We start from the raw sequence: 19,373 nt of genomic DNA, 5'->3' as shown, positions 1-19,373 counted from the left end.
AATCATGAAGATAGGAAACATTGATTTAGGAGAACGTCCCCTCTTTCTCGCACCCATGGAGGACGTGACCGACATCGGATTTCGCAAGCTCTGCAAGCGGTTCGGGGCCGACATGATGTACACGGAATTTGTGTCGGCCGACGCCATTATACGCAGCATCAAGTCCACCCTCGACAAGATGCGGATAGACGAGGACGAGCGGCCCGTGGGCATTCAGATCTACGGACGCGACGTGGAAGCCATGGTCGAGGCGGCCAAAATCGTGGAGAGCGTGCAGCCGGACATCATCGATCTGAACTTCGGCTGCCCGGTAAAGAAGGTGGCCGGCAAGGGCGCCGGGGCGGGCATGCTGCGCAACATCCCACTGATGCTCGACATCACGCGGGCCGTGGTGGCGGCCGTGCACACGCCGGTGACGGTCAAGACGCGGCTGGGCTGGGACCAGAGCAATCTCGTCATCACCGATCTGGCCGAGCAATTGCAGGACTGCGGCATCCAGGCGCTCACCATCCATGGCCGCACGCGGGCACAGATGTACACCGGCCAGGCCGACTGGACGCTCATCGGCGAGGTGAAACGCAACCCGCGCCTCCGCATCCCCATCATCGGCAACGGCGACATTGCCACCCCCGAGGAGGCCCGCGAGGCCTTCGACCGCTATGGCGTGGATGGGGTAATGATAGGCCGCGCCACCTTCGGCCGCCCGTGGATCTTCAAGGAGGTCAAGGACGGCATGGCTCTCGGCGACGCTGCACGCACGTCCCTCACGCTCGACGAGAAGATCGACGTGCTGGAGGAACAGCTGCGCATCAACGTGGAACGCATCGACGAATACCGGGGCATCCTGCACACGCGCCGCCACCTGGCAGCATCGCCTATCTTCAAAAGCATCCCCAACTTCCGCCAGACACGCATCGCCATGCTGCGGTCAGAGACCGTAGAGGAGCTCACCGAGCTCCTCGAGGAGTGCCGCACGCGGCTCAAGGAGCTTGCCGAGGGGCACGCTTAAGCTCTGGACCAAGAACGCTTCGACTATTTTTTTCACGCAGAGCCGCGGAGTAAAAGAGGCTTTTTCAATTTCCACGCGCAGCCTCTTTGTCTCCGCGCCTCTGCGTGAGACCTATCTACGCTCATTCTCCATGTCTCCGCGCCTCTGCGTGAGCCCCTGCTCGCGCGGACTCCTAATCCTTGGCGACCTTTGTAGCGACGGCTCCTTTTCGCACGATGTAGATGCCCTTGGTCAGGGCGGAAAGGGGGCCCGGCTGACGGATGCCGGCCAGATTGTAAACCATCTCTTCTTCATCGCACGCCGGGCTGCGCAATGTGCGCACGCCGGTAGGGTCGTCCGGCTTGACGGCAAAGCGGTCGGGCAGGTAATAGCCCAGGTGGGGCGGCTGGTTGTAGGCCGTGTTCTGCCAGGCCACACCCATGCGATACACATGGTCGTGCATCAGCGTGGGCACGCGATAAGCGGTGGGCAGGTTGGTCGAGAAGATGTTGAGCGTGCAGCTGTCGGCTGCATTCCACAGAATCAGCTCCTCACGCCAGTCGCCGAAGAGGTCGGCCATCAGGTTGGGCGTGGCCTTGGTGCCATTGCAAGAGCTGGAGTGATTGTAGTCGTAGGGGTTCTTGCCGTTGATGTAGAGGCGCGTCGTGCCGTGGCCGTTCCACTTGTCTATCTTGCCGCCGTCGAGCAGTTCGTCCTGCAAGTCGCCGTCCCAATAGATGCGGAAGTTCACCGATGTGGAGTGGCTGTCCACCACGCTGCCCGTCTGAACACTGCGCACCTTGCGGTCGTTGGACGACCAGAACTCGAAGCCGCGGTTGTTTGCGTCGATGTCGGCAGAGAGTCCACGCCCGTTGTCCGAGACGCCCTCGGCCGTGTGCAGCACCTCGCCCGTGGCGGCATCGTGTACGTCCCAGCCATAGGGCTCGATGTTTTCCTCGTGCACATCGAACAATTCCAGCCCGGGGCGGTCGGGATCAAGGTCGGACAAGTGCATGGCGTCGCCGTGGCCGTAGCCCACGCTGTAGAGCAGTTGGCCGTCATCGTCGACGGCGGCCTGTCCGTAGAGTATCTCGTCTTTGCCGTCGCCGTCCACGTCGCCGATGCTCAGATTATGGTTGCCGTTGGCGTAGAGCGTGTGGTGCGACCCCTTGCCGCTGGTGTTGGTGGTGTGTCGCTTCGTCGTGAGCTTGCCGTCGGCGTCCCACAAGTTCACCGTGTTGTCGTCGACCGACCCGTGCAGCCACCTCGTGGAGAGCTCGTGGCCGTCGAAGTCCACGGCCCAGAGATAGGCCTGTGTGTAGTAGCCGCGGCCCATCACGGCCGAAGGCCTCGCTGCCGGTCCGCCCAGCCAGGCCACGGCGGCCAGGAAGCGGTCGCCCCGGTTGCCGTAGCTGTCGCCCCATGCGCTGGCGTAGGCGGCGCTGCCCGAATGGCCGAAGCCGCGGTTGGGGCGGTAGAAGATGGTGTGCAGGGCACGGCCCGTCTCGCCGCTGAACACGGTGAGAAATTCGGGCCCGGAGAGCACATAGCCGTTGCCGTTGCGATAGTCCTTGGCATTGTCGGTGGCGGTGATGCGGGCATCGGTGGAAGCAGCTGATACAAAGCTGCCACCTCCATCGACCGATCCCGGTGCCGTCTTGCAGATGAGTTCGGCCTTGCCGTCGCCGTCGAAATCGTAGACCAGGAACTGCGTGTAGTGGGCTCCGGCCCGGATATTCGGGCCCAGGTCGATGCGCCAGAGACGGGTGCCGTCCAGCCGGTAGGCGTCCAGATACACGCGTCCCGTCTTTCCTTTCTGCGAGTTGTCCTTGGAATTGGAGGGGTCCCACTTCACGATGAGCTCGTAACGCCCGTCTCCGTCCACGTCGCCCACGCTGCAGTCGTTGGGCGAGTAGCCGTAGCCCGGGCCGCCGGCCGGCCGGTCGAGCTTCAGGGCCAGGTAGGGATTGGCCCAGGGGGTGACGGCCTCCGTGGTGTCCACGGCCTCGCCGTGGCGCAGCGTCACCACCCGGTAGCGGCTGCCCGCACGGCCCTTGGCGTCGACAAAACAGGTGGAGCGGGTGATGGTGCCCGACACGTTGACGCCGTCGCGCAGCACCTGAAAGGCGGTCGCGGCCTCGTCGTCGGTGCCCAGCAGGCGCCAGCTCACAAACTCGCCGCCGCCGTTGCCCGGCAGGGCCACCACGCCGCGGTCCAGCCGCTCCATCTGACTGGTGGGCGTTGTCTGGGCCAGAGCCGGTGCGGACACGCTGCCCAGCATGCCGGCAAGCACGTACAAGGAAGATTTCTTCATGGTCATGTTTCGTTTGAATAATGATGGTTTCAGTAGATGTTTCGGGCCCGATGCTATGCGGGAACAGCCCGGCGACGGTCGTCGGACAGTGACAAAGTTACTTAAAAAGTTTGGCAACGCGGGCGTTTTTGGCTAATTTTGAAGTTTCTAAATCATTATGTCATGAAAATAGGAATCTTTTGTTCGGCCAACGACAACATAGACCCGGACTTCTTCAAGCTCACGGCCGAGCTGGGCCGATGGGTGGGCGAGCAGGGCCACACGCTGGTTTTCGGCGGCAGCAACCAAGGGCTGATGGAGTGTATCGGGCGGGCCGCCCACGAGGCGGGCGCACAGACCGTCGGCGTGGTGCCGCGCATCCTCGAGGCAGGAGGCCGCGTGAGCGACAGCGTGGACGTGAATATCGCCTGCGACAACCTCTCCGACCGCAAGGAACTGATTCTGGCACGGAGCGACGTCTTCGTCGCCCTGCCCGGCGGTATCGGCACGCTCGACGAGGTGTTCACCGTGGCGGCCGCGCACACCATCGGCTACCACCGCAAGCGTGTGGTGCTCTACAACATGAAGGGCTTCTGGGACAGGGCCATCGACATGCTCGACGACCTGCAGTGTCGCGGCTTCATCCGCGGTCGGTGGACAGACTTCATCACCGTGGCCGACAGCCTCGACGAGGTCGTTGCGGCCCTCGGCTGACAGAGCACCAGACAGGCTTCGGCGCGCGGCCTCGGGTTTTGGACGGAACAACGGGCGGCTTTTAGACAGAATAGCGGGTGGTTTTAGACAGAACAACATAAGAACATATGGCTGCGCGGTGGGAGTAAAGACATAGTAACAAAATAACATATTGGCTGCGAGATGGGGATAAAGACATAGTAACAGAATAACATATTGGCTGCGCGGAGCGTATGGTGGAATGATGATGAACCCCTATTGCGGCAGGTCTGAAGCCGTGCGGGAGTTGCTGCGCGGAGTGTATTCGTATTCATTCGGACGTGCAGGTATTGATGCGGGGCCGTATGGGGCTTTATTCGGGGGCATGCAGGTGTTTGTCCGGGGGTGTGTGGGGATTCGCGTAGAGGCCGCCTCTATGCCCGCACGCACGTTTGGAACAAACGTTACGACGGCCGAAGGGATGCACCCCAACCGCCAAATGGATGCCTAACGACGGCTAAATAAATGTGTTCCGGCGGACGAATGGACACGTCCCGACGACCAAATAGATGCGTTCCGGCAACCAAATGGACACGTCCCGACGATGGTGGATGGACATCCGCGGCGCAATGCCCAAATCATTCCCGTGAAATCGCAACGCGACAACGGCGCAAACGCATCGCCATTACGGCGCAAACGCCGCGCGATTACGCCGTGTTCATCACGCCATTACACCGTCATCGCCATGCCACAATGCCGCAACGGTGAAACCGCGGCCCGTTTACGGCGACCACGCAACCCCATGAACGTTTGTTCCAAACGTAGGGGCCGGCCTCTGTGCCGGCCCCTACGCCAATACCCACACACCGCCGAACAAACACCTGCATGCCCCCGAATAAAGCCCCATACGGCCCCGCATCAATACCTGCACGTCCGAATGAATACGAATACACTCCGCGCAGCAACTCCCGCACGGCTTCAGACCTGCCGCAATAGGGGTTCATCATCATTCCACCATACGCTTCTCGCCGTCAATATGTTATTTTGTTACTATGTCTTTATCCCCACCGCGCAGCCTATGTTTTTATGTTGTTATGTCTAAAAAAACACCCGTTGCTCTGTCTAAAAACTGACCGTTGCCCTGTCTAAATACGCGCGATTTTGCCGCAAGAGCTTGGGCGGATGGAAAATAATCGCTAATTTTGCCCATAAACAACATGTCTCAGCTCGCGCCGACCAAAGGTCGGCGCGGCACAAACCAACCCTCAAGCACGCTGCATCTTGGACACAACACTGCGCAAAGCCCTCTTCGTGGGCAGCTTCGACCCCTTTACCATCGGGCACGCCGACATGGCAAGGCGAGCCCTCGAACTCTTCGACGCACTCGTCATCGGCGTGGGCGTGAATCCCCGCAAGCAACATCTGTTCACCGACGAGCAACGCCTCGACGCCATCCGACGGCTCTATGCCGACGACAAGCGCGTGGAAGTGGTGGCCTATGACGGACTGGCCGTGAACCTGGCACGCCGCGTAGGGGCACAGGCCATCGTGAAAGGCGTGCGCTCGGTGAGAGACTTCGAGTACGAGCGAGACCAAGCCGAACTCAACCGCAGGCTGGGAAACATCGAGACCCTGCTGCTCTTCGCCGACCCGACACTGGCGGCCGTCTCGTCGAGCGCCTACCGCGAGCTCCTCCACTTCCACCAGGACGCGTCGTGGATGCTGCCCCAGCCCGGGGCAAGCAAGGAGGGATGAAGGGACGGAAGCAGGAAACAAACGAAAGAAAGAACGGGGCCCCTCGAAGGATGAGCCCCCTGTCAATACGCAAGCAAAACAATGATTACTTACCAAGCAGACGGCACCGAACTGCCGAACATCAAGCACCGGGAGACCACGGCATGGATCAAGGCCGTGGCAGCAACCTTCGGACGGCGCGTGGGCGAGATTGGATACATGTTTGTCGACGACGAGAAGATACTGGAAATCAACAACCAATATCTCGGCCACGACTACTACACGGACATCATTACCTTTGATTACGACGAGGGAAACGTGATTAGCGGCGACCTCGTTATCTCGGTAGACACGGTGCGAACCAACGCCGAACTCTTCGGCAAGAGCTATGCGGACGAGCTCAACCGCGTCATCATCCACGGCATCCTGCACCTTTGCGGCATCAACGACAAGGGGCCGGGCGAGCGCGAAATCATGGAAGCCCACGAGAACAAGGCACTGGCACTGCTGCGCGACATGACCGAAAACGACAGGCCATGAAGCGGCGCACATGGCAGAAACACCACCGCTGGCTGGGGCTGGGAGTGGCGTTTTTTCTCCTGATGTTCTGCCTGTCGGGCATCGTGCTCAACCATCCCATGCTCTTTTCGGGCGTCAACGTGAGCCGCTCGCTGCTGCCCGGCAGCTACGCCTACCGGCAGTGGAACCAGGGATTACTGCGCGGCACGCTGCGCTGGCAGGGCCGCGTGCTGGTGTATGGCAGCAGCGGCGTGTGGCAGACCGACGGCCGCGCCACGGCGTTCGGCGACATGAACCGCGGCCTGCCCCCCGGGGCCGACGCGCGAAACATGCGCGGACTGGCCCAGACGCCCGACCATCGGCTCTACGCCGCGGGCCAATACCAGCTCTTTGTCTACGACCGGCGGCAGGGCTGGACGGCCGTGGACCTGCCCAAAGCAGCCGACGAACGCCTCACTGACATCACCGTGGCGCGCGGCCTGCTCGTGGTGACCAGCCGCTCGCACGTGTACACCGCGGCAGCGCCCTACCGGCATTTCCGCGAGCTCACACTACCCGCCGCGGCGGGCGACGACGGCAAGGTGTCACTCTTCCGCACCGTGTGGATGCTCCACAGCGGCGAGCTCTTCGGACTCCCGGGCCGTCTCGTCGTCGATGCCATTGGGCTGACGCTCGTCTTCCTCACGCTCACGGGCGTGCTCTACTGGCTCTCGCCCCGCCTGGGCCGCCGGCTGCGGCTGCGCCCGAAAGCCATGCACAAGGTCTTTTCCTGGCACAACGGCGTGGGGCGCACCACCATCGCACTCACGCTCTTCATCGTGGTGTCGGGCTGGATGCTGCGTCCGCCCGGCCTCATCGCCATCGTCACGGGGCGCGTGCCTCCTGTGCCGATGAGCGCAATGGACAGTCCCAACCCCTGGCGCGACGCCCTGCGGACCCTGCGCTACGACGCGGCCAAGGGCGATTGGCTGCTCTATACCTCGAAGGGTTTCTTCTCGATGAAGACGCTCCGCGCCATGCCGGTGGCCGAACCCGCACAGCCTCGGGTGAGCGTGATGGGCCTCGGGGGCCTCGTGCAGGAGCCCGACGGCCGCTGGCTCGTGGGTTCGTTCGACGGGCTGTACGCGTGGCGGCGCGGCGGCGCCATCGTGCCCATGGCCACAAATGCCGTCTCGGGCCTCTCCCTGGACTTCGACCTGGGGCTTGTGGTGGCCGATTATGAACACGGCAGCGACTTTGCCGAGATGCCACAATGGATGGCCCGGCTGCCCATGTCGCTCAAAAGTGTGTGTCTGGAGATTCATACGGGCCGCATATATACCTGGATGGGCAGCAGCGGCATCCTCTTGATCTTCCTCGCAGGCATGGCCATCTTCTGGTGCCTGTGGAGTGGTTGGAAGCTGCGCAGGTAGGGCGCAGCTTCCCTTCGACCCCTACCTTATGGCTGGGCAAGCAATTGCAGGGCCCGGGCCACAAGGTGATTCTCCTCGTTCATGATATTGAAATACTCGCTCATGCCCCACAAATCGCGGGCCACGAGCGCCTTGACCTGGGTTCTGAGTAAGCCAAGCGTCTGGGCCAGTTCGGCCTCGTCCTTGGGCTCTGTCTGCTGTTTCTTGCCCTCGGCAAGGATTTCGTCCATGAGTTTCTGCGGCACGACGAAGCCCGTGTTGAAGCTTTCGAACGTGGGATACTGCCGTTTGAGCTCGCTGCGGTGGGCGTCCACGTAGCGCAGGTTGGCGTTCACCACGATGCCCTTGGCGGCCAGCTGGCGATGGAAGCGCGTGTACTGGGCCGTGTCCACGGGTACGAACACGTCGGGCATGATGCCTCCGCCGCCGTAGACCGTGCGGTGCCGGCGCAGCGTCTGGTAGCGCAGCGAGTCGGCAAAGTGGATGCTGTCGGCCGTGAGGAGCTCGCCATGCTTGTACCGGGCCTCCAGTTCGTTCTCGTAATCTTTCTTGTCTCCTTTCGTGTAGGGCTTCTGGATGCACCGGCCCGAGGGCGTGTAGTAGTGGGCAACGGTGAGCCGCATCATGCTGCCGTCGGGAAATTCCACGGGCCGCTGCACCAGTCCCTTGCCGAAAGTGCGCCGTCCGACCACCGTGCCGCGGTCCTGATCCTGCAATGCGCCGGTGACAATCTCGGCCGCCGAAGCCGAAAATTCGTTGACCAATACCACGACGCGGCCGCCCAACAGCTTGCCGTTGCCCTGCGCCCGATACTCTTGTCGCGGCACCTTGCGACCCTCGGTGTAGACAATGAGGTCGTGCTGATGCAGAAATTCATTGGCTGTCTGCACGGCCGCCTGCAGGTATCCACCACCGTTTTCCTGGAGGTCGAGTATCAGATCGCGCATGCCTTTGCCCTGCAACTCCTTGACACAGGCCATGAACTCCGTGTAGGTGGTGGCGCCGAAACTGCCAATACGGATGTAGCCGATGCCGGGACGAATCATGTAGTAGCCGTCGATGGTCTTCACGGGAATCCTGTCACGCGTCACGACAAACGTCTGCACGCCGGTGATGCCACGCCGCACAATGCCCAGCTTTGCCTTGGTGCCGCGAGGTCCGCGCAGCCTCTTCATCGTCTCTTCCCTGGACATTCCCACCCCGGCAATGGCCGTGTCGTTGACGCTTACAATGCGGTCTCCGGCCAGGATGCCCGCTTTCTCGGAGGGCCCGTTCACGATGGTCTGGATGACAAGAAGCGTATCTGCCTGGATGTTGAACTGCACGCCGATGCCGTCGAACGAGCCGTTGAGCGACTCGTTCATGGCCCGGGTCTCCTTGGCCGTGGCGTAGGAGGAGTGCGGGTCCATCTTCTCCAGCATGCCCCTGATGCCGTCTTCCACCAGCCGCTGCTCGTCCACGGAATCGACGTAGAGGTTGGTGATGGCCATTTCAGCGATTTGCAGCTTGCGAAGTGGGGAGTTTGCGCCGAAGTTAAGCTGGAGCTGCGCATGAGCTCCGGCGGGAAGGAGGCATGCGGCGAGGGCTATTAAGAGGTTTTTCTTCATATCTATCGGTGTTTTTGATTTCTAAAATGAGTGTACCTTGCTTGGGCTCACGCAGCGCCATGATGTGGCTCACGCAGAATCATGGTGTGGCTCACGCAGAGCCGCAGAGTTAACGGAGAAGGGCCGTAAGCGAGAGAACGCGGAGAGGAGGAGCACACGAAGTGGAGCTATGGGCGAGCAAACACAAATGCGAAAGGCAAGACACATGAAGCGTGAGCAAGGAGCGCAGAGGTTCATCCACCGTTGCCGACCATTCGTTTCTGTAATTGATGACATACATTTCTGCCGTTGTTAACACATGTGCTCGCTACTGTTGATGCACGTTCTCGCTGCTGTTGATGCACGTTTCGAGCCGTTGCCGACCACATATTTCAGTAATTGTTGACCACGCGCTGTATGCCATCCTTGAGCAAGGGAACGTCGAAATTGATGAGATAACCGAGTCGGACGTCAAGCAAACGCAGGTAGGTGAGCAGCTGTTTGTAGTGAACGGGCTTGACTTCGAGGAGCGATTTGATCTCAATGACCACCTGTCGGTCGACCAGCATGTCGAGTTTCAGCTCATGGTCCAGCTCCAGTCCTCGATACATCACCTTGACCGGAACCTGCGTCTCGACATGAAAGCCGTTGAGTTCCAGCTCGTATGCCAAGGCCTTCCCATAGATGCTTTCCAGCAATCCCGGGCCCAACGCCGTGTGAACGGCATACGCACATGCCAGCAGTCGGTGCGTATATTCGCTTGAAATCTTCTCCTCCATGGCATCCTTTTTCTAAATTCTCAAGAATTCTTCCTTGCTCTCGCTCCGTCTCCTCCTCTCCGCGGAACTGCGTAGGCCAAGGCTTTCCGTATATTCAACCAGTCTCAGACCTTGCCTCCTCTCCTCCGGGACTCTGCGTAGGTCAAGGCTTTCCGTATATTCAACCAGTCTCAGACCTTACCTCCTCTCCTCCGGAACTCTGCGTGGATAAAACTTTCACCACAACTCTGCCTCTCCGCGGCTCTGCGTGAGCCAAACATCCTCCCTGCGTGAGCACGGACGCTCTACGCGGAGATCTCCTCATCGGCGAGGTCTTCCTCTACCACGAGGTTGTCGATGATGAAGCTCTGGCGCTCCATGGTGTTCTTGCCCATGTAGTATTCGAGGAGTTTTTGCACCTGGTCGTTCTTGTGCAGGGTGACCTGCTCCAAGCGCATGTCGGGCCCGATGAAATGGACAAATTCGTCGGGTGATATTTCGCCGAGGCCCTTGAAACGGGTGATCTCGGGGTCGGGACCCAGGTCGGCGATGGCGTGCTGCCGCTCGTCTTCGCTGTAGCAGTATCGCGTGATGAAATCGTTCTTTTTCTCTCCTGGGGCCAACCGGCCGTCGGCGTCGGCGATGACGGCCTTGCTCTTGATCTTGGTGCGGCGGTTGCGCACGCGGAAGAGCGGGGTCTGGAGCACGTAGACGTGGCCCTTCTTAATGAGTTCGGGGTAGAACTGGAGGAAGAAAGTGATGATGAGCAGGCGGATGTGCATGCCGTCCACGTCGGCATCGGTGGCCACAATCACCTTGTTGTAGCGCAGGTTGTCGAGCCCGTCCTCAATGTCGAGGGCGGCTTGGAGCAGGTTGAACTCCTCGTTCTCATAGACCACCTTCTTGCTCAACCCAAAGGAGTTGAGCGGTTTGCCGCGCAGCGAGAACACCGCCTGCGTGTTGACGTTGCGGCTTTTGGTGATGCTACCGCTGGCCGAGTCGCCCTCGGTGATGAAGATACACGACTCCTCCTTGCGGTCGTCCTTGGTATCTGAGAAGTGGATGCGGCAGTCACGCAGCTTCCGATTGTGCAGGTTGGCCTTCTTGGCACGCTCCCGCGCCAGCTTGGTCACGCCGGCCATGGCCTTGCGTTCGTGCTCGCTCTCCTTGATTTTAGCCTCCAGAATGTCGGCGCAATCCTCCTTGTGGATGTGCAGATAGTTGTCCACCTCGCGCTTGAGAAAGTCGCCCACGTACTTGTTCACCGTCTCGCCGCCCGGCGCCATGAGGGTGGAACCGAGCTTGATCTTGGTCTGACTCTCGAACACGGGCTCCTCCACGTTGATGGCAATGGCGGCTACAATGCCGTTGCGGATGTCGGTGTATTCGTAGTTTTTGTCGTAGAACTCCTTGATAGTACGGGCTATATGCTCCTTGAACGCACTCTGATGGGTACCGCCTTGGGTGGTATGCTGACCGTTGACAAAGCTGTGATACTCCTCGCCGTACTGGTTGGTGTGGGTGAAAGCCACCTCTATGTCCTCGCCCTTGATATGGACAATGGGGTACAGTCCCTCCACGGTCATGTTGTCGTTGAGCAGGTCTTCCAGTCCGTTGCGGCTCTTGATGCGCCGCCCATTGTACATAATAGTGAGGCCGGAATTGAGGTAAGTGTAGTTGCGGAGCATGGTTTCCACGAATTCATCGTGGAACTGATAGTTCTTGAAGAGCGTGTCGTCGGGGCGGAAGAAGATGTAGGTGCCGTTCTCGTCGTGCGTTTCAGTGGTGACGTCGCTCTGCAGATTGCCCCGCTCGAACACCAGCGAGCGCACCGTTCCGTCACGGAAACTGCGCACCTCAAAGCGCGAGCTCAGGGCGTTGACGGCCTTGACACCCACGCCATTGAGGCCCACACTCTTGTGGAAAGCCTTGGAATCGTACTTACCTCCGGTGTTGAGCACCGACACGGCCTCGACCAGTTTGCCCTGCGGAATGCCGCGGCCGTAGTCGCGTACAGCCACTTGCAGGTTGTCGTCGATGTCCACCTCGATGCGGTCTCCGGCGTTCATCTTGAACTCGTCGATGGAGTTGTCGATCACCTCCTTGAGCAGCACATAGATGCCGTCTTCGGGCAGATTGCCGTCGCCCAGCCGGCCGATGTACATGCCCGGCCGGGTGCGCACGTGCTCCATGTCCGACAGATGCCGGATGTTGTCGTCGTTGTAATCTACTGAGGGGTGTGCGGGGGCGTTGATTTCCTGCCCCGCTGTATTGAAGTTCTTGTCGTCTGGCATGATTCGTTGTATGATTGTCCGGATGCCGGCAGACCGTTACTGCGCCGGCATGTCCGTTAATTCCTTGCGGTAGCAACGCCGCCGCTTGTGCAGCGTATGGTCCAGTGCGCTCCACTGTCCCTGCACGCCGCTGTTGTTTTCCATCTCTACCTGGCTCTCGCCCCACTTGAAACCATACTCGATGTAGCGGGGGATGAGATCGGCAAAAAGCAGGGCGTTGGCCCCCTTGGCCCGGTACTCGGGCAGGAAGCCCACGAGCAGCAGGTCCACACCCTCGGTCTTGTGGAACTTGATGGCGCGCAGCACGTGCCACCATCCCCAGGGCCACAGCCGCCCGCGACGGCACTTTTGCAACGCCCGCGAGAGCGAGGGCATGGTGATGCCCACGCCCGCAATCTTGTCGTTCTTGTTGCCATCGACGATGACCGTCACCAGATTGAGGTCGAGTGCGGGCAGGTACATCTTGACATACTGGTCTATCTGTCGGTCGGTGAGCGAGACGAAGCCATAGAGATCGGCGTAGGTCTCGTTGATGATCTCGAAGAGCTTACGGGCGTAACCGTTCCTCACATCCTCGCGGGTCACCTTTTTGACGTGCAGGTTGTATCGCTGCTCGATGAGCTCGGCCAGTTTGCTGAACTTCTCGGGAACTTTCTCGGGCATGGACAGGAAGTACTCCACGTAGTCGTTGTCCTTGGTCCAGCCGCCGAGTTGCTCGAGGTGACGGGGATAGTATGGGTAGTTGTAGATGGTGGCCATGGTGCCGAGCTTGTCGAATCCCTCGGTCAGCATGCCCTCGGGATCCATGTCGGTGAAGCCCAAGGGCCCCACAATGGCGGTCATTCCCTTGCTCCGCCCATAGTCCTCCACAGCCTGAAGCAGGGCCCGGCTCACCTCCATGTCGTCCACAAAGTCTATCCAGCCGAAGCGCACGTCCCGTACATTCCACCTCTCATTGGCGCGGTGATTGATGATGGCGGCCACGCGGCCGGTCAGCTTTCCGTCCTTGTAGGCCAGGAAATATTCGGCCTCACAGAAGTCGAACGCCACGTTTTTGTCGCGGCTCAACGTGTTGAGATCGTCACTGAAAAGCGTGGGCACGTCGTAAGGATTGCCCGCATACAAATCATAATGGAAGTCTATGAACGTCTTCAAATCTCCTCGACTTTCGACCCTCTTGATTTCTACCGACATGGTTTTGCTAATTGATGAATATACGTGTCTAACGTGCAAAAATACGCAAAATCGGGCACAAGGCCAAAGGAAAACGGCAAATTATCAAGCCGATATGGCAAAATCGGAGGGCAGCCGATGGGTGGAGAGAGGGACGGGAGCCGGTGGAGCATGCGGTGTGAAGGGGTGGAACGGGGAGTGCAAGCAGATAGGATGGGGAACAAGAGTGGATGAAAGGGGCGGCAAAAGCAAGGGGAAAGGAACTGCAAGAAGAAGTGGAATGGATGGCGAAAGCAGGTTATGAAAAAAACAGCCCAGGAAGCCCGCCGCCCGATTACACCGTATTCGCCGTGCGATTCCACCGAAATCGCCGCGCGTTTACGGCGTATTCACGATGCGATTACGCCGTAGACGCAACACGATAAAACCGTGTTGAAACGGCCATATCCCCCATTTGACAGAACCACGACAATGGGTTTTGGCGTAGGGGCCGACCTCCATGCCGGGTCGCATGCCCGCCAAGGCATTCACGTCACCCGGCAAAAACATCCCTTTCAACCATTGAACGTTTGCGCCAAACGGGCGGGCCGGCACCCATGGACGAGGGATTGCAACCACAAAAACCTGATGAGACAAGACCCTTACCCCCTCCGCGCCACAATAACGACGTGGCGCGACCGCCAGGTAGTGGCAAACACATAGGTGCCACCACCGTCTCTAAGCCGGAGCCTCCGGCGCAGTTCGTCGGCCGAGAGCGGGAAGTTGCGCACGGCAATATTGGCCTGAGAAATTCCGGCGAGGGCCTGCTTGAGCTCCCGCTTGTTCATCGATGAAATGGAAAGAATCTGGAATTGACGGCCGGGAAATGCCGGCACGGGGGCCGACGAGACGAAGAGATGGGAGTCGCGGTCGAGCTGCGGCAGGGAAAACGCATGCGAGAGCTCGGCAAAGCAACCGGCCTTCATCACGCTGGCATTGGGCACAAGCAGCCACGACGAACGGGCGTCGGGAGCGGCCAAAAGCGGTTGCCGCGGAGTGGCGGAGGGATGGCAGACAAACTGCTGCCCATCGTTCGCGCAGACCACACGCCGGGGCAGGGATGGCAAGGAAACGTCCATTTCATCGGCTTCGAGGCCTTCATGGCGGGTGAGCACCAAGAGCAGCTCCTTGCATTCGTTGGCCACCGAAACGATGTGCACGTCTACAGCCACACCGCCCGCAGCCGAGAGCGTGCGCACGGCGGCGTGCCAATCGAGCATGGGCGAGAGCTTGACGATGACCGTGCGGGCCCGCTGCAGCAGCTCGTTGCGCAGCGCAGCCACGTCGGGCGTGCAGTCTTCGATGCCGAATACCCTGCGGCCGTGGGTGTCGCGGCGGGCCGGATCGAGGTAGATGATGGGGGCGTCGGCCCCCGGGGGACGGACGGGCAGCCGGCGCAGCGCGTCCTCAGCGTCGCTGCAGACCACCTCGGCCTGCGTCAGTCCCAGTACCGAGAAGTTGTGACGGGCCAGTTCGCACAGCTGTGCGTTGCGCTCCACATAGACCGCACGACGGCACGACCGGGCCATGAACGAGAAGTCCACGCCGAAGCCTCCCGTCAGGTCGACGAGCGTTCTGCCGCCCGCTGCCTCCAGCAGCCCGGCCTTGTAGCGGGCCGTGGACTCGGAGCTGCACTGCTCCATGTTGAGGTGGGGCGGATAGAGTATGCCCTCGGTGGCCGCCCAGGAGGGCAGTTTGCAGCGTGCCGTCTGCCAGCCTTGTATCTGGTTGAGCGCGAAAGGCATGTCCACGCCCGGGTAACGGTGGCACAGCAAAGCCAGCCGGCCAGCATCGTCCAGCCGGTGGTCGAGAATGAACTGTCGGGTGTCCTCGGTAAAAAACATGTTACGAAGATACACAATTTATGCACGATTCAATATCAAATTATAGTTTTTTAATCCTTATTGATAGAAATAACGCGTTTTAGGTATTGCGTGGTATTGATATTTTCCCTATCTTTGTCTCGATAAATAGGTATAAACCAATCATTCGACGAACGCCATGAACATGAACAAAAATCTTCAAACACTTGCCGGAATCTTCCAGGATCCGCTGATTAAGCCGGAAGAAACCGACAACAACCAGCCGCAAAACATCGGCGGTGAAATTTGGTATCAGTAACTCTCAGTTTCAGATAGATATTATCATAACTGCTTCTAAGCAAGAAGGGGTATATCCGGAAGATAGCGGATATACCCCTTTTTTCGATGGCAGCCCCTCCTTTTTCTGCGAAGATGCTCGCCTGTCCGGGCTGCCCGCACACCTTATATTAATGGGCAGCCCCCTTTCTTCGAGTCTCTTTGCCGGCCCGGAACAGGAGCTGCCGACGGGCTGACACGCAAAAGCCCCCTGCGGCTCCCGGTGCCGGGATGCCGCAGGGGGCTGTGAATGGAGCCTTGGACGGGTCGGTTAGTCGGCCAGCTTGGCAGCGATGTACTCGCGGTTCAGACGGGCGATGTTGGCTATCGACTCGTTCTTGGGGCACACGGCCTCGCAGGCGCGGGTGTTGGTGCAGTTGCCGAAGCCGAGCTCTTCCATCTTCGCAATCATGTTCTTGGCACGCTTGGCAGCCTCCGGACGTCCCTGGGGCAGCAGGGCAAGCTGGCTCACTTTGGACGAGAGGAACAGCATGGCAGAGCCATTTTTGCAGGCGGCCACGCAGGCGCCGCAGCCGATGCAGGTGGCGCAGTCCATGGCCTCGTCGGCCGCTTCCTTGGAAATCAAGATGGCGTTGGCGTCCTGAGCCTGGCCTGTTCGGATGGTGTTGTAACCGCCGGCGGCAATGATTTTGTCGAAAGCCGAGCGGTCCACCATGCAGTCTTTGATGACCGGGAAAGCGGCCGAACGCCAGGGTTCGACGGTAATGACGTCGCCGTCGTTGAAGCGGCGCATGTAGAGCTGGCAGGTGGTGGCGCCGCGTTCGGTCTTTCCGTGCGGCGTGCCGTTGATGTAGAGCGAGCACATGCCGCAGATGCCCTCGCGGCAGTCGTGGTCGAAAACGAACGGCTCCTCGCCGGCCTCGATGAGCTCTTCGTTGAGAATGTCGAGCATTTCGAGGAATGAAGTGTCATCGGGGATGTCTTTCATCTCGTGTGTGTCAAAGTGACCCTTGGCCGTTGGTCCGTTCTGACGCCAGTACCTAATCGTGAAACTGATATTTCTTGCCATAGTTTTTTAATTCTTATAGTTACGTGTTTGTACCTTGATCGCCTCATACTCCAGAGGCTCCTTGAGCAATTCGGGAGCGGTTTCATCATTGCCTTGATACTTCCAGCAGCCCACATAGAAGTAGTTTTCATCGTCGCGCGCAGCCTCGCCTTCGGGTGTGGCGTGCTCCTCGCGGAAGTGGCCGCCGCAGCTTTCGTTGCGCGAAAGGGCGTCGTGGGCGATGAGTTCGCCCATCAGGATGAAGTCGCGAAGGTGGATGGCCTTGTCGAGCTCCACGTTCAGACCGTCTTTCTTGCCGGGGATGAAGAGGTTGGTGTCGAACTCCTTGCGCAGTTTGGCAATGAGTCGCAGGCCCTCTTCGAGGCCCTCCTTGGTGCGGCCCATGCCCACGTGCTCCCACATGATGTGGCCGAGCTCCTTGTGAATGGAGTCTACGGAGCGTTTGCCCTTGATGTTCATCAGGCGGTCAATCTCGCTCTCGACAGCTTTCTCGGCAGCGTCGAACTCGGGAGCCGTGGTGGGAATCTTGGGCCAAATGGCCTGATCGGCCAGGTAGTTCTGGATGGTGTAAGGCAGCACGAAGTAGCCGTCGGCCAGGCCCTGCATCAGGGCCGAGGCTCCCAGGCGGTTGGCGCCGTGGTCGGAGAAGTTGCACTCACCGATGGCAAACAGGCCGGTGATGGAGGTCTGGAGCTCATAGTCCACCCAGATGCCACCCATTGTATAGTGTATCGCGGGGAAGATCATCATGGGCTTGTAGTACTTCTCACCGTTGATCTCGTTGGCCAAATCGCCGGGGAACACGTCGGTAATCTCCTCGTACATCTCGAAAAGGTTGCCATAACGCTGCATGATTTCGTCGAGACCGAGGCGGTTGATAGACTCCGAGAAGTCGAGGAATACGGCTAAACCAGTATTGTTCACGCCAAAGCCCTTGTCGCAACGCTCCTTGGCGGCACGCGAAGCAACGTCACGCGGCACAAGGTTGCCAAAGGCGGGGTAGCGACGCTCCAGGTAGTAGTCACGGTCCTCCTCGGGGATTTCCCACCCCTGTTTGGCACCTGCCTGGAGAGCTTTAGCGTCTTCAAGCTTCTTGGGCACCCAGATACGGCCGTCGTTACGAAGCGATTCCGACATCAGAGTGAGCTTGGATTGCTTGTCGCCATGCACGGGAATGCAGGTGGGATGAATCTGCACATAGCAGGGGTTGGCAAAGTAAGCGCCCTTGCGATAAGCCTGTACGGCAGCCGTGCAGTTGCAGCCCATGGCATTGGTAGACAGGAAATAGGTGTTGCCGTAACCGCCCGTACCCAGCACTACGGCATTGGCAGTGAAACGCTCCAGCTTGCCACTCACGAGGTTTTTGGCGATGATGCCGCGGGCTCGGCCGTCTACGATGACCACGTCTTCCATCTCGTAGCGGGTATAAAGCTTCACTTTGCCGGCATGCACTTGGCACATCAGCGACGAGTAGGCGCCGAGCAACAGCTGCTGTCCGGTCTGTCCCTTGGCATAAAAAGTACGGCTAACCTGGGCGCCACCAAAGGAGCGATTGGCCAGCATGCCGCCGTATTCGCGGGCAAAAGGCACGCCCTGGGCCACGCATTGGTCGATGATATTGTTGCTCACCTCGGCCAAACGGTACACGTTGGCCTCGCGGGCACGGTAGTCACCACCCTTTACAGTGTCATAGAACAGGCGGTAAACGGAGTCTCCATCGTTCTGATAACACTTGGCGGCATTGATGCCTCCCTGTGCGGCAATGGAGTGAGCTCGGCGCGGGGAGTCCTGAATACAGAAGTTGAGCACGTTGAAACCCATCTCGCCCAACGAGGCGGCGGCACTTGCTCCAGCCAGTCCGGTGCCCACCACGATGACGTCGAGCTTCAGCTTATTCTTAGGATTCACCAAGCGTTGGTGAGCTTTATAGTTGGTCCATTTCTCGGCCACGGGGCCCTCTGGAATCTTGGAATTTATTTGTGACATAATCAAAACTTAATGAAAAGATGAATGTTGAATGACAAATTAAGCACAGCACATGCTGGGAGCAAGCCCAAGCCAGAAGGAGAGCACGAGGACGGCGAAGACTCCCATCAGGATGGTGACATACACAAGACCGATACATTGCCAGCGCTTCAGCCACACCTTGCCGCTCACGCCCAGCGTCTGCATGGCACTCCAAAAGCCATGAGTGAGGTGGAACCAAATGGCAACAATCCAGATTAAATAGAGAATGGAGTAAACAGGATTGGCAAAAGTCTCCTCAATCCAGGCGAAACCGTCGGCCGGGTCATGGGCAACCTGTATGCCGGCCAGCTCGGCAAACATCATGTGTCCCCAGAAATTGTAGAGGTGAAGCAGGATGCCAATAAGGATAATCAGGCCGAGCACGAGCATGTTCTGCGAGGCCCAGCTCACCTGTCCGTAGGTTCCATTCACGGCGTAACGCTCGCCACCGCGGGCGCGACGGTTCTGGGCCGTAAGGATAAAAGCGTAGACAATGTGCCCCACCGCGAGGGCGCCAAGGCCGATTGTGCCGATGACCGCATACCAGTTGCTCCCCAGAAACCTGCACACCATGTTGTAAGCATCCCCAGAAAAGAACGCAGCGACATTCATGCAGCAGTGGAAAGTCAGGAATAGAATAAGGCAAATGCCGGTTAACGACATCACAACTTTTCTACCAATTGGAGAATTGATTAACCACATAAATGATTGATTTTAAATTATTTAAATG

General features: G+C 59.2%; 14 protein-coding genes. 5 read left to right on the top strand and 9 right to left on the bottom strand.

Translation table 11 applies throughout. The annotated features are described in order from the left end of the window. Window positions 1-4 precede the first annotated feature (4 nt). The gene (gene dusB, locus PREDE_RS07290; RefSeq protein ID WP_005845510.1) at window positions 5-1,009 is read left to right on the top strand and encodes a tRNA dihydrouridine synthase DusB; all 1,005 of its coding nucleotides are present in this window, start codon (window positions 5-7) and stop codon (window positions 1,007-1,009) included. A gap of 172 nt (window positions 1,010-1,181) precedes the next feature. On the opposite strand, the gene PREDE_RS07285 is transcribed toward dusB, so the two are convergent. Beyond that, window positions 1,182-3,302: a rhamnogalacturonan lyase gene (locus tag PREDE_RS07285; protein ID WP_015298608.1), complete on the bottom strand. Its 2,121-nt coding sequence runs from the start codon at window positions 3,300-3,302 to the stop codon at window positions 1,182-1,184. A 162-nt stretch (window positions 3,303-3,464) separates the two neighbouring features. Between PREDE_RS07285 and PREDE_RS07280 the strand changes: the two genes are divergently transcribed. From PREDE_RS07280 to PREDE_RS07260, 4 genes are all read left to right on the top strand, one after another. Then, entirely contained in the window at window positions 3,465-3,995 is a 531-nt protein-coding gene (locus tag PREDE_RS07280; RefSeq protein WP_005845507.1) for an LOG family protein, read from the top strand. 1,239 nt (window positions 3,996-5,234) lie between these two features. Next, the gene (gene coaD / locus PREDE_RS07270) at window positions 5,235-5,708 is read left to right on the top strand and encodes a pantetheine-phosphate adenylyltransferase (RefSeq protein ID WP_005845501.1); all 474 of its coding nucleotides are present in this window, start codon (window positions 5,235-5,237) and stop codon (window positions 5,706-5,708) included. 81 nt (window positions 5,709-5,789) lie between these two features. Further along, window positions 5,790-6,227, top strand: a complete 438-nt coding sequence (ybeY, locus tag PREDE_RS07265) for an rRNA maturation RNase YbeY (protein ID WP_005845499.1) — start codon at window positions 5,790-5,792, stop codon at window positions 6,225-6,227. Then, the gene (locus PREDE_RS07260) at window positions 6,224-7,618 is read left to right on the top strand and encodes a PepSY-associated TM helix domain-containing protein (RefSeq protein WP_005845498.1); all 1,395 of its coding nucleotides are present in this window, start codon (window positions 6,224-6,226) and stop codon (window positions 7,616-7,618) included. Before ybeY ends, PREDE_RS07260 begins: the two co-directional genes overlap by 4 nt. A 26-nt stretch (window positions 7,619-7,644) precedes the next feature. On the opposite strand, the gene PREDE_RS07255 is transcribed toward PREDE_RS07260, so the two are convergent. The 8 genes from PREDE_RS07255 to PREDE_RS07220 all read right to left on the bottom strand — a co-directional run bounded on the left by PREDE_RS07255 (window position 7,645) and on the right by PREDE_RS07220 (window position 19,345). Continuing rightward, window positions 7,645-9,225 carry a S41 family peptidase gene (locus PREDE_RS07255; RefSeq protein ID WP_005845497.1) on the bottom strand — a complete coding sequence of 527 codons (1,581 nt, stop codon included), beginning with the start codon at window positions 9,223-9,225 and terminating at the stop codon, window positions 7,645-7,647. Window positions 9,226-9,596: 371 nt separating this feature from the next. Further along, entirely contained in the window at window positions 9,597-9,983 is a 387-nt protein-coding gene (locus PREDE_RS07250; protein ID WP_005845495.1) for a GxxExxY protein, read from the bottom strand. A gap of 284 nt (window positions 9,984-10,267) precedes the next feature. Then, a complete protein-coding gene (locus PREDE_RS07245) occupies window positions 10,268-12,154 on the bottom strand; it encodes a DNA topoisomerase IV subunit B (protein ID WP_235777503.1) in 1,887 nt (628 codons plus the stop codon). Window positions 12,155-12,292: 138 nt separating this feature from the next. Further along, complete coding sequence (locus PREDE_RS07240) at window positions 12,293-13,450, bottom strand: hypothetical protein (protein WP_005845491.1); 1,158 nt, start codon at window positions 13,448-13,450, stop codon at window positions 12,293-12,295. Window positions 13,451-14,070: 620 nt separating this feature from the next. Then, window positions 14,071-15,312, bottom strand: coding sequence for a THUMP-like domain-containing protein (locus PREDE_RS07235; RefSeq protein WP_015298606.1), 1,242 nt, complete (start codon window positions 15,310-15,312; stop codon window positions 14,071-14,073). A 565-nt stretch (window positions 15,313-15,877) separates the two neighbouring features. After that, a complete protein-coding gene (locus tag PREDE_RS07230) occupies window positions 15,878-16,636 on the bottom strand; it encodes a succinate dehydrogenase/fumarate reductase iron-sulfur subunit (protein WP_005845482.1) in 759 nt (252 codons plus the stop codon). A gap of 6 nt (window positions 16,637-16,642) precedes the next feature. Then, a complete protein-coding gene (locus PREDE_RS07225) occupies window positions 16,643-18,622 on the bottom strand; it encodes a fumarate reductase/succinate dehydrogenase flavoprotein subunit (protein WP_015298605.1) in 1,980 nt (659 codons plus the stop codon). 39 nt (window positions 18,623-18,661) lie between these two features. Next, a complete protein-coding gene (locus PREDE_RS07220) occupies window positions 18,662-19,345 on the bottom strand; it encodes a succinate dehydrogenase/fumarate reductase cytochrome b subunit (RefSeq protein WP_015298604.1) in 684 nt (227 codons plus the stop codon). Window positions 19,346-19,373: the final 28 nt, after the last annotated feature.

This window comes from Prevotella dentalis DSM 3688 (genome assembly GCF_000242335.1).
GTDB classification, from domain to species: domain Bacteria; phylum Bacteroidota; class Bacteroidia; order Bacteroidales; family Bacteroidaceae; genus Prevotella; species Prevotella seregens.
Note: the sequence above shows the minus strand (reverse complement) of the source record. Positions and strands in the feature narration are given on the sequence as shown.

Bases quoted from the DNA above. Each gene is read 5' to 3' on its own strand.
- dusB (WP_005845510.1), top strand. From the start codon at position 5: ATGAAGATAGGAAACATTGATTTAGGAGAACGTCCCCTCTTTCTCGCA.
- PREDE_RS07285 (WP_015298608.1), bottom strand. From the start codon at position 3,302: ATGAAGAAATCTTCCTTGTACGTGCTTGCCGGCATGCTGGGCAGCGTG.
- PREDE_RS07280 (WP_005845507.1), top strand. From the start codon at position 3,465: ATGAAAATAGGAATCTTTTGTTCGGCCAACGACAACATAGACCCGGAC.
- ybeY (WP_005845499.1), top strand. From the start codon at position 5,790: ATGATTACTTACCAAGCAGACGGCACCGAACTGCCGAACATCAAGCAC.
- PREDE_RS07260 (WP_005845498.1), top strand. From the start codon at position 6,224: ATGAAGCGGCGCACATGGCAGAAACACCACCGCTGGCTGGGGCTGGGA.
- PREDE_RS07255 (WP_005845497.1), bottom strand. From the start codon at position 9,225: ATGAAGAAAAACCTCTTAATAGCCCTCGCCGCATGCCTCCTTCCCGCC.
- PREDE_RS07250 (WP_005845495.1), bottom strand. From the start codon at position 9,983: ATGGAGGAGAAGATTTCAAGCGAATATACGCACCGACTGCTGGCATGT.
- PREDE_RS07245 (WP_235777503.1), bottom strand. From the start codon at position 12,154: ATGGAGCACGTGCGCACCCGGCCGGGCATGTACATCGGCCGGCTGGGC.
- PREDE_RS07240 (WP_005845491.1), bottom strand. From the start codon at position 13,450: ATGTCGGTAGAAATCAAGAGGGTCGAAAGTCGAGGAGATTTGAAGACG.
- PREDE_RS07235 (WP_015298606.1), bottom strand. From the start codon at position 15,312: ATGTTTTTTACCGAGGACACCCGACAGTTCATTCTCGACCACCGGCTG.
- PREDE_RS07230 (WP_005845482.1), bottom strand. From the start codon at position 16,636: ATGGCAAGAAATATCAGTTTCACGATTAGGTACTGGCGTCAGAACGGA.
- PREDE_RS07225 (WP_015298605.1), bottom strand. From the start codon at position 18,622: ATGTCACAAATAAATTCCAAGATTCCAGAGGGCCCCGTGGCCGAGAAA.
- PREDE_RS07220 (WP_015298604.1), bottom strand. From the start codon at position 19,345: ATGTGGTTAATCAATTCTCCAATTGGTAGAAAAGTTGTGATGTCGTTA.